14 protein-coding genes are annotated in these 15004 nt (G+C 44.8%); 7 read left to right on the top strand and 7 right to left on the bottom strand.

Features of this window, described 5'->3' with window-relative positions; all coding sequences use genetic code 11:
- Nucleotides 1-8 precede the first annotated feature (8 nt).
- Nucleotides 9-1136: a multidrug efflux RND transporter periplasmic adaptor subunit VmeY gene (gene vmeY / locus BSZ04_RS07325; RefSeq protein WP_088880008.1), complete on the bottom strand. Its 1128-nt coding sequence runs from the start codon at nt 1134-1136 to the stop codon at nt 9-11.
- Nucleotides 1137-1476: 340 nt separating this feature from the next.
- Here vmeY and BSZ04_RS07320 point away from each other — a divergent pair, with 340 nt between their 5' ends.
- Nucleotides 1477-1935 (top strand): dCMP deaminase family protein, encoded by a 459-nt coding sequence (locus BSZ04_RS07320; RefSeq protein ID WP_010452507.1) that lies wholly within the window; start codon nt 1477-1479, stop codon nt 1933-1935.
- A gap of 107 nt (nt 1936-2042) precedes the next feature.
- On the opposite strand, the gene pepT is transcribed toward BSZ04_RS07320, so the two are convergent.
- Together pepT and BSZ04_RS07310 are read right to left on the bottom strand one after the other, a co-directional pair.
- Nucleotides 2043-3272, bottom strand: coding sequence for a peptidase T (gene pepT, locus BSZ04_RS07315; protein ID WP_088880007.1), 1230 nt, complete (start codon nt 3270-3272; stop codon nt 2043-2045).
- Nucleotides 3273-3437: 165 nt separating this feature from the next.
- A complete protein-coding gene (locus tag BSZ04_RS07310; protein WP_088880006.1) occupies nt 3438-4292 on the bottom strand; it encodes a DUF6279 family lipoprotein in 855 nt (284 codons plus the stop codon).
- 256 nt (nt 4293-4548) lie between these two features.
- On the opposite strand from BSZ04_RS07310, the gene BSZ04_RS07305 reads away from it, so the two are divergent.
- Nucleotides 4549-4722 (top strand): hypothetical protein, encoded by a 174-nt coding sequence (locus tag BSZ04_RS07305; RefSeq protein WP_010452514.1) that lies wholly within the window; start codon nt 4549-4551, stop codon nt 4720-4722.
- 49 nt (nt 4723-4771) lie between these two features.
- Here BSZ04_RS07305 and BSZ04_RS07300 read toward each other — a convergent pair whose 3' ends face one another.
- The gene (locus BSZ04_RS07300; RefSeq protein ID WP_038882953.1) at nt 4772-5680 is read right to left on the bottom strand and encodes an aldo/keto reductase; all 909 of its coding nucleotides are present in this window, start codon (nt 5678-5680) and stop codon (nt 4772-4774) included.
- A 96-nt stretch (nt 5681-5776) separates the two neighbouring features.
- Here BSZ04_RS07300 and BSZ04_RS07295 point away from each other — a divergent pair, with 96 nt between their 5' ends.
- Nucleotides 5777-6196 carry a hypothetical protein gene (locus BSZ04_RS07295; RefSeq protein WP_038882952.1) on the top strand — a complete coding sequence of 140 codons (420 nt, stop codon included), beginning with the start codon at nt 5777-5779 and terminating at the stop codon, nt 6194-6196.
- Here the strand turns inward: BSZ04_RS07295 and BSZ04_RS07290 are convergent.
- Nucleotides 6193-6753, bottom strand: a complete 561-nt coding sequence (locus BSZ04_RS07290) for a hypothetical protein (protein ID WP_088880005.1) — start codon at nt 6751-6753, stop codon at nt 6193-6195. The genes BSZ04_RS07295 and BSZ04_RS07290 overlap by 4 nt on opposite strands.
- 677 nt (nt 6754-7430) lie before the next feature.
- Between BSZ04_RS07290 and clcA the strand changes: the two genes are divergently transcribed.
- Nucleotides 7431-8837 (top strand): H(+)/Cl(-) exchange transporter ClcA, encoded by a 1407-nt coding sequence (gene clcA / locus BSZ04_RS07280; RefSeq protein ID WP_010452523.1) that lies wholly within the window; start codon nt 7431-7433, stop codon nt 8835-8837.
- Nucleotides 8838-9048: 211 nt separating this feature from the next.
- Nucleotides 9049-10014 carry a TDT family transporter gene (locus BSZ04_RS07275; RefSeq protein ID WP_086026610.1) on the top strand — a complete coding sequence of 322 codons (966 nt, stop codon included), beginning with the start codon at nt 9049-9051 and terminating at the stop codon, nt 10012-10014.
- A gap of 50 nt (nt 10015-10064) precedes the next feature.
- Here the strand turns inward: BSZ04_RS07275 and BSZ04_RS07270 are convergent, their stop codons facing one another.
- Nucleotides 10065-11306 carry an NRAMP family divalent metal transporter gene (locus BSZ04_RS07270; RefSeq protein ID WP_088880003.1) on the bottom strand — a complete coding sequence of 414 codons (1242 nt, stop codon included), beginning with the start codon at nt 11304-11306 and terminating at the stop codon, nt 10065-10067.
- A gap of 275 nt (nt 11307-11581) precedes the next feature.
- Nucleotides 11582-12235, bottom strand: coding sequence for a GTP cyclohydrolase I FolE (gene folE, locus BSZ04_RS07260; protein WP_071236493.1), 654 nt, complete (start codon nt 12233-12235; stop codon nt 11582-11584).
- Between the two features lie 587 nt (nt 12236-12822).
- On the opposite strand from folE, the gene moeA reads away from it, so the two are divergent.
- Together moeA and moeB are read left to right on the top strand one after the other, a co-directional pair.
- Nucleotides 12823-14058 carry a molybdopterin molybdotransferase MoeA gene (gene moeA / locus BSZ04_RS07250; RefSeq protein ID WP_071236492.1) on the top strand — a complete coding sequence of 412 codons (1236 nt, stop codon included), beginning with the start codon at nt 12823-12825 and terminating at the stop codon, nt 14056-14058.
- Nucleotides 14059-14067: 9 nt separating this feature from the next.
- Complete coding sequence (gene moeB, locus BSZ04_RS07245) at nt 14068-14817, top strand: molybdopterin-synthase adenylyltransferase MoeB (protein WP_088880002.1); 750 nt, start codon at nt 14068-14070, stop codon at nt 14815-14817.
- Nucleotides 14818-15004: the final 187 nt, after the last annotated feature.

Raw genomic sequence — 15004 nt, 5'->3', positions numbered from 1 at the left:
ACCGCCTCCTACTGTTTGTTTTCAGCAGGTGATTGAATACGTACTTCTACACCGTTACGCACACGTTGCAGACCTTGGGTAATCACTGTGTCGCCCTTATTTAAACCTTCTTTGATGATGATGCCCTGCTCGACTTGTGGTCCAAGCTCTACGTTACGACGTTCTGCTACGTTGCCTTCCGTCATCACCATGACGAAGTCACCTTCAAGATCCGTTTGCACTGCGCGACGAGGAATGACAATCACGTCTTTCGCGTCCTTGTCACGAAGGTTTACTTTGATGTGCTGACCGGGAAGCAGCTTTTGATCTGGGTTTGGTACCAATGCGCGCATCGCGATCGTACCGGTTTGCGTATTAATTCGGTTACCTAAAAAGTCCAATTGACCTAGATGTTCGAAGTACTCGCCGTTTTCCAGTTCAAGTTGAACCTCAACACCACTCGACTCTGCACTTCCGTCACCCTTGATACCATCCATACCAAGATTTAAGCGTTCACGCTCACTCACGCTGAATGAGGTATGCACTGGGTCTAGGCTCACTAATGTAGTCAGAATGCCAGAAGACGGTGAAAGCAGATCACCTGTACTCACTTTACTGTCACTGATTCGGCCGCTAAATGGGGCACGAATTTGAGTGTAAGAAAGGTTTACTTCCGCAAGCTTAAGCTGAGCGTTTGCCGCTTCAAGCTCTGCTCGCGCGCCAAGTAACGTCGCCGTCAACGCATCGAACTCAGATTGGGAAATACTGCCACGTGGCAACAAGTTTTTACCACGTTGGTGGTCGAGCTCTGCTTTCTTAAGCGCCGCTTTTGCCTGCGCTAACGCTGCTTTTGCACTTGCCACTTGCGCTTCGAAAGAAGAAGGCTCGATGGAGTACAACAACTGTCCTTTTTCAACCATCTGACCTTCATCAAAATGGCGCGCTTCAAGATAGCCGGAAACTTGTGCCGTGATATTCGTATCTTCTACTGCTTCAATGCGACCGATGTAAGACTTGCTCGGTTGGTAGTCGATAATTGCGACATCTTGAGTCACAACAAGAGGAGCTTGTCCCCCCTTCTGGGCGTTGGTTGCTTCTCCGCATCCCGCGAGGATAGCTGTTGCCGCCATTAGTGCGACGAGTGGTTTCTTTTGCATGTATATACCGTCTTTATAGAACAGGATTCATTTGAAAATACCCTAACCTTACAGGTGACTTTGTCCGAAAACTTTAAGAAGAAAAATCTAAAGTGTTGCAAAGTGTAAGGGTATGAAACGACTCGCAATCAGAGTGATAATAGGCCCACAAATATTACAACCATGTAAAGACCCGTTGTTTTTCAGCAACAACTGCAAAACGAAGATTATGTGGTTAATTTACTGCCATTTTCAGTTGGCCTTTACGCAGCAAGTTGTTGTATTGGCGTTTTGACTACTTTTTTTAAATGAATGAGTTATTATGCGAGTAATTCAACGCCTGCTACCTAAGAGGACAAGCATGATTTCTAAATGGGAGAAACGTTTTTACCAAATGGCTGAGTTAGTGGCATCTTGGAGTAAAGATCCATCTACGCAAGTTGGCGCGGTAATTACGAAGCAGAACCGCATTGTATCTGTTGGCTTTAATGGCTATCCACATGGTGTTTCTGACAGTGTGGATACAGATGAGAGAGAGTTAAAATATCTGAAAACACTCCATGCGGAAGAAAATGCTATTTTATTCTCAAAACGTGATTTGGATGGTTGTGAGATTTGGGTAACGCACTTCCCTTGTCCAAACTGTGCCGCAAAGATCATTCAAACAGGTATTTCTCGCGTAAGCTGCCCTGAGCAATCGGAAGACTTCTTATCTCGCTGGGGCGACAAGATTCAAGTGAGCCAAGACATGTTCAACCAAGCAGGTGTAGAAGTGAACTGGCTGCCTATCAATGAAATCGAAGAAAAAAGCGTTCGTTAATCCGTTTTTGGAGTTGATAAATTTCTTAGTCAGGTTTGCTGGATTCCGCCAAACCAAATAAATAAGCCCAGACATAACGTCTGGGCTTTTGTTCATCTAACTCAGAACTAACCGTGCTTCTTCGCTGTGAGTTCCGCTATTTTAACGATCACTTGCACCGATTTCTCCATCATTTCGACAGAGATAAACTCATGAATACCGTGGAAATTGTAACCGCCAGTAAAGATGTTCGGACAAGGTAGGCCCATAAACGACAAACGAGCACCATCAGTACCACCACGGATTGGTTTAATCAGAGGCTCTACATCACATTCTTCCATCGCTTGTTTCGCCAAGTCGATGATATGTGGGTATGGCTCAACCATTTCGCGCATGTTGTAGTAGCTGTCGGTTAGCTTCAGCTCAACTGAACCATGCTTCAGCTCGGCATTCATATCATCGACTAACTTCTGCATGAAGGCTTTACGATTTTCAAGACCTTCGCGGTCAAAGTCACGAATGATGTAGCCTAGCTCACTGCGAGCCACACCAAGTTCACCAGATTTTAGGTGGAAGAAACCTTCGTAGCCTTCTGTGGTTTCTGGCGTTTGATCTTCTGGCATTTGTACTTGGAATTTAGCCGCCAAGTTCATCGCGTTAACCAATTTGCCTTTCGCAGTGCCTGGGTGCACGCTTACGCCATGAAAAACAACATCCGCACTGGTTGCATTGAAGTTTTCGTATTCTAACTCACCTTGAGGACCACCATCGATGGTGTAAGCCCATTTAGCACCGAATTTCTCAACATCAAACAAGTCTGCACCACGACCGATTTCCTCGTCAGGCGTGAAGCCGATACAGATATCACCATGAGGAATTTCTGGGTTCTCAATCAACACAGCAACTGCAGACAGGATCTCAGCAATGCCAGCTTTGTTATCCGCGCCAAGCAGTGTTGTGCCATCTGTTGTTATTAGGTTGTGACCATGAAGCTCGTGCAAATCTGGGTACTGTACTGGAGAAAGCACTTCATCACCCAAGCCAAGCGCGATATCACCACCTTGGTAATCTTCGATAAATTGAGGGTTCACGTTTTTACCAGAAGCATCTGGAGCGGTATCCATGTGCGCAATAAAACCGATAGCCGGCACTTCGTAATCGACGTTAGAAGGGAGCGTTGCCATTAGGTAACCGTTGTCACTGAGCGTCACATTGCTTAAGCCAAGCTCAACCATTTCTTTTTTAAGTTGCTGCGCAAACACCAGTTGCCCGCAGCTACTTGGGCAAGCTGATTCATGGGGATTAGATTGAGTATCAAACGTGACGTAGCGAAGAAATCTATCAACTAAATGCTTCATAATTATTCTCATCGTTTTAGGAAAAGAACACTGCACTATACACATTAGATTGTGCGAGAGTTCTATCCAATATAGTTAGATGAGCCATGTTACGCCCCTGCCACAATAAGAAATTGCTTTGAATCAGTTTTTCATTGAATAACGTCTTAAGGTAAACCTAGACCGCTATTGCATTAACTCTTCTGCTAGCTCTCTCCACTCTCTGATTTCATTGTGGAAATGCTTCCATTGCTTGCCTGTCATAGATTGAGCGATAGCTAGAGTAAAGTCATCAGTCTTATCTATATTTCGCTCGATTTTCTTATTCATCTCTACGCCGTAATAGCTTTCTGGCTGAAACAAAAGATTCATGAACATTCTTTGATAAGTAGAACTATCTTGTTGGCTTTGAAATAATAACTCTAGCTCAGTATAAATTGATGCTCGGTATGTTCTCCAATCCGTGGTGTTAAGCTCAACATTTTGGGCTAATACTTTCGCTATTTGTTTCTGTTTATTCGTCGTGGTTCCAATCCAGTTTTCTAGCGCATCCAATGCTGATTCATAAATTATATTCCGGATTTCTTGTTCCGTTTTATCTGCGTATTTTGCGTCTTTTTCATGGTATTTTTTCTTAACATTTTTAAGAAACTGCTGTTGCTGGTCTTCTGTCAGCAATAAGCTGAGGGAAAACAAGTCCGGGGCCGCTTTGTTTACGACTCTTGAGTAATGTTCTTTCAAAGCTTCTCTATTAGTTTTGAGCTTATCAATAGACAGAGTGTCCTTATTCCAAGACTCTAACTCTTTGAGGTGCGCTATGTAACGGGGTAATTCTTCATTTTTGTGCCACGCAGCCAAGCGGTTGATCCTATCCTCAAGTATTGCCTCTTGTTCTCTGTCTAGCGATACATAATCATCAATGTAGTCGATTACGAACCAATCAATATTTTTATAAAACAAGGTTTTTGCGCATCCAAATAACAAAGTGCAGATAGTAATAACGAATATAACCCTGAGCTGTGTTTTGTTAGTACTTAGCATACTTATAAACCATCCATGTTCTCTCTTTACCAATTTAACTTCTATACTGACGATTAAGTGGCAATTAATCGGCAAAGCGGCAAATTTGTTTGCCGCAACATATAAGTATAGAGTTTTAAATTAACGTTTCGTTCACAGTTGTACGATAATCATCAGATATAAATACAAAAATTAAGTGAAATGCTTCAGAAAATGACGCGCTTACTTGGCATATATATTGCTTAAAATACATTAGGTTAGTTTATGGAGGAGTACCATGGCTGCTGCTGAGCAACTGGACACCAGTGTTGAGTATGAGATTCGTTACTTCGAACAAGGAAAGATACATAGTATGAGAGTGGTAGCGGACAACAAAAAAGCTGCGCATGAATACTATTTGGATTGCGGGAAGCACAATAGCGACTTATATTCTATCCGCCCGGATGAGTAAGTGCATATCAAAAAGCCAGCGTAACGCTGGCTTTTTGATAGTGGGAAGCCTATGGCACACCATGTCCTTTTGAAGCGACCCAAACGCGGTACCACTGTTCACGCGTTAATTCGATATTGAGCGCATTGACTGCCGAGTGAACTCGTTCGATCTTACCAGAACCGATAATAGGCATAGGCTTCGAAGGTAATCGGCGTACCCACGCGTAAATCACTTCATCAATACTATTCGCACCGACTTCTTCACGAATGGTTTCTAACTCATTACGAACACGAACGGCTTGCTCTGTGTCCCCCGTAAAAATTGAACCACCACCTAAACATGACCAAGCCATAGGGCGCACACGTAAAGTTTGCATCAGGTCTAGTGTACCGTCATGCGCAACTTCGAAGTTCAGAGGATTGATTTCCACTTGATTAGTGACAAGTGGTTTGCCCAAGCGCGATTGCAAAAGTTCAAATTGACGAGGTGTGAAGTTAGATACACCAAAGTGTTTCACCTTACCGACTTTATGTAACTCTGAAAATGCTTCTGCGACTTCGTCTGCATCCATCAGGACGTCAGGGCGGTGAATCAAGAGCACATCAATTTCATCAACATTCAAACGCTCAAGCGAGTTATTTACTGATTGGTAGATATGCGCAGCACTGGTGTCGTAATGGTTTATCTTACGCTCTGGCGTTTTATCGCCACACAAGTTGATGTCGCATTTGGTCACGATCTGAATTTGCTCACGGACGCTTTTGTCCAGTGCTAATGCTTCACCAAACAGCGCTTCACATTCATAGTTACCGTAGATGTCAGCGTGATCGACCGTCGTAATACCTAACTCAATGTGTTGCTTTAGGAATGACAAACGTTCTTGCGCCGTCATACCCCAATCTACTGCACGCCAATATCCTTGAACCAGCTCAGAAAACTCTGGACCGTTTGGTGCAGTCACTACTTTTGCAACCATGGGTTTCTCTCCTTTTCTTAATCTGATTTCATCCTAGACTTGTTTAACCGTTCACTCAACGGGTAAACTTTCGCAATTCGAACTGGAGTACGAAATATGTCTTTTGCCCAACGACTCGCCACCCTGATTGGTGAAGAAAGTGTCAGCGGTTTCGCTCGACGCGTCGAGGTATCCGAAGCTTTAATCCGAAAGTACCTTAAAGGAAGCGAACCAAGCTTAACCAAAGCTAACCAAATCGCGATGCGCGCAAACTGTTCACTAGAGTGGCTAGCGACTGGCTGTGGTTACTTATACCGTCAAGCAGAAGTCGTAGATATGGAGGCTTACAAACTGGCCTACCAACATGTGATGAACGGAATGATTTCTGAGGTAGAAGAAGCGCAACACCGTAAATTGGTTGCGGGTTATCAGTATCTGCGCGCACATAAAAAGTCAGATGGTTTTTTGGATGAATCTGCTATGGCAACGTTTCTCGCTCTACACCACGAAAACAAAACTGCAGTTTCTTCGGTTTAGAAACGAATAACCTTTAGCTCAATCATCTCGCCATCGCTGTTCAATGTAACTGTTAATCTTGGCTTTGGCGCATCAAACTCGTTAGCTAAAACCCAACTCATGCTGCGTGGCGCTTTCTGCGAATAACGGTTGATAAAGAGAATAAGCTCTTTGTCTACCGTACGAGATAAATTGTCCTTCAAACGCTCTTTGACATCATATCGGTCACCTTGAATCTCAACTCGTGTTAGTACCAGCCCATCTTTTCTCAAATTGAGAATCAATTCATTTAAATTCTGTACCTGATAGTCTGTCAAAAAGGAAAAGCGAATTTCTTCTCCTGTTAAAATCGCCTCACCATAGAGAGGTTGATGGTAATAGTGAAAATCATCCAAACAGAACGCCACGCCTTGCTGATGCACTTCACAGTCATACCAAATACCGCCATCCTCTATAACTTGCTTAACTTGAGAAATTGGGGCATCAGATAGGATGGTTTGCCACCATAAATCTTGACCATGTACGATCTTGGCGAATAGGCCAAAAGAGAGAAGTATAAAAAGAGGAATACGTGGCATTAACGGCCTTGATGATAACTTGAAAACCCTATAGTTAATGCGCATCGCTCAAGATGCAAGAAAAGAGGTCGAGTTTTTAATACAAAAAAAGCGGACCATCTAGTCCGCACGAATCTTTTAGGGTTTGTTGACCTTTCGAGCTGACTTTTGCAGCGAATTGTTGGGTGTTTATACAAGGAAGAGACTTTGCTGTGTAGCGAGCCTACATGAGAAGTCGATAACGCAGTAGAAATGTCCAACAAACGCTGCCCGGAGGGTTCGGCTATTGTGAGCGGACATTAAAAAGGCGCACTTGTGCGTGCGCCTCTGCCTCGTGACTCAATCGTGAGTATGCGAGTTGGGAATTCTACTGATGCTTCCCGACCATAATACGAGGAATTTCTGTAGGGTTTGAATCCATCCAAATTGTGTGTAAAACCTCACATCCCTCCTTTGAAGCAGTCATGTTGCTTTACACTTAAAGCATGGTTCATTTTTCTCAGAAAACAAGTTTCCAAATAAATAAATATCGAAATATATGGGATCGATAGCACAATATTTACCAATATTTGAGTAGGTGATACTGGAACTGCTCAATAGTGGAAAGCTAAATTGCATCTTTACTGATTAGGTCTAGACTCTCGTGAGCGTATAATTTCTTTCGTCCTTCCAAATCATGCTATCAGGAGAATCTGTTAATGACCAAACGCGAGAGAATTGTGAAATCTGTGTTAGCGCACGTACCGAAAGATGCGATTAACCAGTTTGTCTCTCGAGGGTCCACACCCACTTCATTTTCCGTTCTCTTCATGGCAGCCATCGTTGGTACTTTAGCTGGTCTCGTCGGTACTTACTTTGAAATTGCTGTTCACTTTGTATCTGAAACTCGTACTGAGTGGCTTAAAAGCGAAATCGGTAGTGTGCTTCCACTTTGGTTAGCCGCAATCTTGATCAGTGGCGCATTAGCTTTCATCGGTTACTACCTTGTACACCGTTTCGCTCCAGAAGCATCAGGTTCAGGCATTCCAGAAATCGAAGGGGCAATGGACAATATTCGTCCGGTTCGCTGGTGGCGAGTAATACCCGTAAAGTTTTTTGGCGGTATGGGAGCACTAGGCTCGGGTATGGTTTTAGGTCGTGAGGGGCCGACAGTACAAATGGGCGGTGCCGTTGGTCGAATGGTTACCGACATTTTCCGCGTTAAGGACGATGATACTCGACACTCTCTATTGGCATCTGGTGCTGCCGGAGGCTTGGCCGCTGCATTTAATGCGCCGTTAGCAGGTATCATGTTTGTGGTTGAGGAGATGCGTCCCCAATTTCGCTACTCTTTGATTTCAATCCGTGCAGTGATCATCTCGGCTATTATGGCAAACATTGTATTCCGCGCGATCAATGGTCAAGAAGCCGTTATCACCATGCCGCAATACCAGTCTCCAGAATTGCAGTCACTGTGGTTGTTTCTTCTGTTGGGCTCTTTGTTTGGTGTATTTGGTGTACTCTTCAATAAACTGATCACTATCGCCCAAGACAGTTTTGTCGCTTTGCACAAGAACGACCGTAAACGTTACTTAATCACAGGTACGATTTTGGGTGGCGTGTTTGGTTTGCTTCTTCTGTATGTGCCTCAGCTAACAGGTGGTGGCATCGGTCTTATTCCGGACATTACTAACGGCAATTACTCTGTATCAATTTTAGTGATGCTGTTTGTTGGCCGTGTTATTACCACCCTGCTTTGTTTCGGCTCTGGTGCGCCAGGCGGTATCTTCGCTCCAATGCTAGCTTTGGGCACATTGTTTGGTTATGCATTCGGAGCCAGTGCTGACATGCTGCTACCATCGTTGACCATCGAACCTGGCGTCTTCGCGATTGCAGGCATGGGGGCATTGTTCGCGGCAACGGTACGCGCACCGATTACGGGTATCTTGCTAGTTATCGAAATGACCAATAACTACTACTTGATCCTACCACTCATTATTACCAGCTTAGGCGCGGTAATTGTGGCGCAGTTACTTGGTGGGCAACCGATTTACAGCCAACTGCTACATCGTACGCTTAAAAATGACAAGCTACGTCAACAAGACCTGCCTGAAAACCAAGCTTAAGTTAACATCGGCTCCAACTTATCTTTCACCACAAAGATAAATTTGGAGCCGGAAATTCTACTTTTTTGCAACTCTCTACATAAATCCCCTACCAAACTCACAAAACTCCCAATCTCTGAACTTTACTTATCATAATTAAAGGTAAGAAGACGTTAAACTTGTTAGTATTCGCGCGTCAAATTAGAGTAGTTAACCCATTTCTGGAGTCATTTTGAACTGGAAAAGACTTGTGCAGTTTTATAGTGTTCCGCCATCACAAGCGGCTTTGGCACTTGGCATGATAGGGCTTGGACAAGCTTGGGCTTTGTACATTCCAGAGATTGGAGAACCAATAAGACCATTCCTTGCTGCACTCGGAGCAGTGCTTCTTACTCCGGTTCTGCTCAAATACGCCACTAGCCCTCGCCTGTTTATGGCGGACATCAAACACCCACTGAGCGGTAGCTTAATGGCGCCAATGAGCATGGCTTTACTCATGTTGTGTGACTATCTTGCGGTGGTGACACCAATCATCGCATACCCGTTGTGGTTTATCGCTGTGTTACTGCACTTCACTATGATGGTGTTGTTCTTTGGTTTTCAGATCATGAACTTCAAGATGTCGAACATCGTGCCAAGTTGGTTTTTGTACCCAGTAGGCTTGATCAGCTCTTCTCTTGCAGGCTCTCAATTTGGACACAATGTGTTTTCAGAAACTTTGGCTATGATGTGTATCGGTATTTACTTCTTCATGTTGCCATTGGTGTTATATCGCTTGGTGTTCTTTGGTTCCCTACCGCGCCGTGCTCGCCCAACATTGGCGATCATGGCAGCTCCTGTGAACCTTTCTCTGGCAGCCTACCTAGTCAACTTTGCTCAACCCGACCCGATTCTGACAGGCGCATTGGCAGGCATCGCAATCACCATGACGTTGCTGATTTACCTGTGTTACTTCCGGTTAATGCGTTTGAAGTTCCAGCCGTCTATTGCGGCCGTGACCTTCCCTTCCGTAATTAGTGCTATTGCTATGCATCGTCTCACCACTTTTTTTGCCGAATCTCATCCCCATTGGCATTGGTTGCACGATTTTGGATTTCTTGAATTAAGCATTGCCACTGTGCTCGTAGTCTGGGTGTCTGCTGGTTATGTCAAAATGTACTGGCCAGAACTGGTAAGAACGCCTTCAAAACAAACATAAAAAAACGGCCTCACTGCGAGGTCGTTTTCTTTTGTCTTAAGCGAGCAACGTTACCCGATGAACTTTGCCATAAAGTTGCTGGTGTTGGTCACGCTTGACGCTGCCATTACCACCACAATCGCAATGCCTGTCAGCGTTAAATAGGCCGGGTGTTTGTAGTCGCCAACGATGTCTTTTCTGCGTGTCGCCACCAGCATCATACCTAAAACGATTGGCAGAATGATACTGTTAACTAGGCCAGCCAGCATAAGCAGTAGAATCGGCATGTTCATGGTCACTGTGCCAAGAGACGTGATGATAATGAAGCCAATACACCACGCTTTCTCGTTGCGAGCCACGATTGGGAAGAGTGTTTTGATAAGGGAAATCGCCATGTACGAGTTACCCACAACCGAGGTAATCGAAGCAACAAACAATACCAAACCAAAGATAAAGTAACCTACTTCACCAGCTCCTTGAAGGAACGCGTCTGCGGCTGGGTTTGTAGAATCCAAAGTCGCGCCTGTTGCAATCACACCGAACACTGCCATAAACAACAGGATGCGAATCACCACGGCAATAGAAATTCCTGCCCAAGCTGCGGTTTTGATAGCAGGAACGTTGTCTTTACCTTGCAAACCGATATCAACCAAGCGTTGTGCGCCTGTGTAGTAGCCACCAACTGCGCCACCCACAATGGTTAAAGTTGGCAGCAGTAAGCTACCAATATCTGTCGGCATCACCGCTGCGCTCAAGGTCTCCCCCATTGGCGGTAAACTGGTCATCGCGACATACGCAATTAAGATGATCATAAACAAGCCGAGGTAGCGTGCCATTTGGTCCATTCGCTTAGAAGCGTTGTGCACCACAAACAACAAACAACCGACCACGCCTGTGAAGAGAGCTCCCCAAGTCGTATCCACACCCGTTAGCACATTAATACCGAGCGCAGAACCACTGACGTTACCGAAGTTAAACGCAACCGCACCAAGTGCCAGCAGAATGCCCACCACATAGCCCATCCCCGGAGCGACTTTGTTGGCAATGTCTTGAATGCGCATACCAGACACACCCACGATGCGCCACAAGTTCATCACGATACCAAACGTGATAAACATGGATGCAAATACAGGGAATGCCATATCGATTTTGTAGATGTTGGTGAAGACCGCTGTCTGAGTTAAAAAGCCAGGACCAACAGAGGTTGTCGCCATTAGGAACGCTACGCTAAGAATTGCCTTCTTTTGCCAGCTATTTTCCGAGGATTGGATAGAGGTCGGAATGGAAGATTGAATGGTAGTTTGTGTGGTCATGCCAAATCTCAATATTGTTGCCTTTCTATTATTAGAAAAAAGAAAGACAACTGACCGAGATCAGCTGAACTTGAAGATTCAGATAAGCAAATCAAATAAGAGAGAAAGCCCTCGCAACCGTTTGCTGGGCGCGGATATTAAGGGTAACTCAGATAACTGTCAATACGAAGTTCGATAAATGATTTTTGTCGCCTCCAGTCCGTCTTATCTATGACTTTCAGATAGATACAAAAAAGGATGGCGTTTGCCATCCTCTTAGAAACTTGCTTAGTTACTTAACGTAAACCGTGGAGAAACTCGGCACGTGTCGCTGGGTTGCTTTTGAAAATACCGCCCAATGCTGTTGTTGTCGTTTCGCTAGTTGCATCCATCACACCTCGAGATTTCACGCAGTAGTGGGTTGCGTCAATCGTCACCGCGACATCATCAGACTCGAGCAACGTTTGTAGTGCAACAAGGATTTGCTGAGTCATACGCTCTTGTACTTGTGGACGCTGCGCGAAGAAGCGAACAATACGGTTGATCTTCGATAAACCAATGATTTTACCACGCGGGATGTACGCTACGGCAGCTTTGCCATCAATGGTCACAAGGTGGTGTTCACAGGTACTGGTCACTGTGATGTCCTTCACGCGAACCATTTCGCTCACGTTCATCTTGTTCTCAATCACAGTGATTTTAGGAAAGTTGGAGTAATCCAGACCAGAGAAGATTTCATCAACGTACATCTTAGCAATGCGGTGAGGGGTTTCTTCTAGGCTATCGTCGGTAAGGTCAAGTTGAAGTAGACCTAAGATCTCACGCATGTGGTGTTCGATCTTCTCTTTCTTCTCTTCACGACTTACGCTGTTTGGACGCATTGGCGTTTCCAAACCGCGTTGCTCTAGCGCTTCTTTTACTAACTTCGCTGACTCGCTAAGACCTGACATTCCACTTCCTCTTTTGTTACTTCCGCTTTGATACGAACCCAATCAAAATTGCATTCATACTTTTCGCTTTGAGCTGCTCAGTTTGTGTCTTCACACCAAGGCACATCAAATGTAGGTACTGAGCTGATTTTCTTGAGCTCCGCAGGTTTTTTACCCCTTTCGGATGGCTGACAAGGATACTCGGATTTTTGAATAATTACACCCATATTTTATAGGTGGACATTCTTAGGGTCTGTTGATCTTTCGAGCTGATTTTTGCAGCGAATTGTTGGGCATTTATGCTAGGCAGAGACTTTGATGTGTAGTTAGCCTACATTTGATGTGTAGTTAGCCTACATGAGAAGTCGATAACGAAGTAGAAATGACCAACAAACGCTGCCCAAAGGGTTCGTCTAAAATCGTTTTATGCTTTGTTAAGGAGTATTTGCTTAGAATGACTAGGCTACACACTCCTTGCCTCGCCTAAAACGATTTTGACTAGGCGCCCCCATCCGAACAAAATTTAACCATGAAAGATTAACAGACCCTACTCAGTCCCCTTTTTATGGTAAAGTTGCCACAAAACAAAAGAACACAGGATTTTCTCAATGGGCTGCTGCGACGCACCTGGCTTGATGCCAATTGAAGAAGCGATGGATAAAATGCTATCGCGAATCAAACCTATCCAAACTACGCTTTCTCTTCCACTTGCTGATGCTCTTGGCTTTGTACTGGCAGAAGACATCTTGTCTCCTATTCACGTACCGCCATTCGATAACTCAGCAATGGATGGCTACGCTATTCGCATTCAAGATCTTGAGTCATCTTCTGTTTTGCCTCTGGCAGGTAAATCATTTGCAGGACAACCTTTTGAAGGTGAATGGCCTCAAGGTACCTGTGTTCGCATCATGACTGGCGCAAAAATCCCACAGGGTTGTGATGCCGTTATCATGCAAGAAAACACAGAAGTAACGGATGCTGGCATTCAGTTCAACCAAACTGACGTGAAACCGCAAAACAACATCCGCCCAACAGGTGACGACATCAAACAAGGTGACATCGTACTGGCAAAAGGCGCACGTTTAACACCTCGCGATATTCCGATGATTGCGTCTCTTGGTGTAAGCCATGTGACTGTAGTACGTAAGCCAAAAGTTGCTTTCTTCTCTACAGGTGATGAGCTTAAACCACTGGGCGAATCACTAGACGAAGGCCAAATCTACGACAGCAACCGTTACGGTATTAAACCGCTTATTGAGAACTTCGGTTGTGAAGCCGTTGATCTTGGCATCATTCCAGATTGCCCAGAAACTCTAAAAGCAACCTTTGAACAAGCGCAAACATTGGCAGATGTGGTCGTGACCTCAGGCGGTGTCAGTGTAGGCGAAGCGGATTACACTAAAGACATTCTTGAAGAGCTTGGTGAAATTGGCTTCTGGAAGCTAGCAATCAAGCCGGGTAAACCTTTCGCATTTGGTAAGCTAAGTACAGCTTGGTTCTGTGGTCTGCCGGGTAACCCTGTTTCTGCCGTGCTCACCATGTACGTGCTTGTTCAACCGATGCTGGCAAAACTTTCAGGTCACACTGAATGGAAAGCACCTGAGTCTATTCCTGCAACAACCAAAACCGCCTTTAAGAAAGCACCGGGGCGTACCGATTACCAACGTGGTATCTACACATTAGAAGATGGCAAGTTTGTGGTTGAAACAACGGGCAACCAAAGCTCTGGCGCATTCCGCTCAATGAGCCTAGCGAACTGTTTTGTTGTATTGGAACGCGAACGCGGCCGAGTTGAAGTGGGCGAAACGGTTCAGATTCAACTATTCAACTCAACCCTTTACTAGGAAATCGTTGTGGATATTCTTTCCGATCAGGAAATGCTGCGTTACAACCGCCAAATCATTCTTCGTCAATTTGACTTTGATGGGCAAGAAGCACTCAAACAAGCGTCAGTGTTGATGCTAGGTGCTGGCGGTTTAGGCTGCGCATCAAGCCAATATTTGGCCACTGCCGGTGTCGGTAAAATAACGCTGATTGATGATGATATCGTCGAGTTGTCTAACCTTCAGCGCCAAGTGCTGCATCACGATGCGGATGTTGGCCGTAAGAAGGTAGAATCGGCGGCAGATGCACTACGCGAACTTAACCCGCACATCATTGTAGATACCATCGCAAAGCGTCTTGATGATACAGAGCTAAAAGGCTTGATCGAGCAGCACACAATTGTTGTTGATGCATCAGATAACGTAGATACGCGTAATCAACTTAACCGCTTGTGTTTTGAGACCAAAACACCGCTAATTTCAGGTGCGGCCATTCGCATGGAGGGACAAGTAAGCGTGTTTACTTACGATGACCCAGCGCAACCATGTTATCAGTGCCTGAGTGCCTTGTTTGGCAGCGGTGCACTAAGTTGCGTTGAAGCTGGAGTAATGGCGCCTGTTGTCGGTATTGTCGGTGCAGTTCAAGCGATGGAAACGATTAAAGTGATTGCTAACTACGGGCAACCAAAGAAAGGTAAAATCCTGATTTTGGATGCGCTCAGCATGTCTTGGCGAGAAATGAATCTGATGAAAATGCCAACCTGTCCGGTTTGCGGTTAGTTCTATACCCAAGTCCCCCCAAGATGCTTGGGTATACACTTCAAATCACTCCCAAAAAGCCCAACACCGAGTTGGGCTTTTTCTCATTTTGACAATCATAAATAAAACCCCTTCTCACTTCAAAATCAATTCTTTAAAAATCAAAGCTTTAAAATATGGCACATTCCTTTCATTGCATATATCACAA

Origin of the sequence: Vibrio rotiferianus (assembly GCF_002214395.1) — a bacterium.
GTDB lineage: Bacteria > Pseudomonadota > Gammaproteobacteria > Enterobacterales > Vibrionaceae > Vibrio > Vibrio rotiferianus.
Note: the sequence above shows the minus strand (reverse complement) of the source record. Positions and strands in the feature narration are given on the sequence as shown.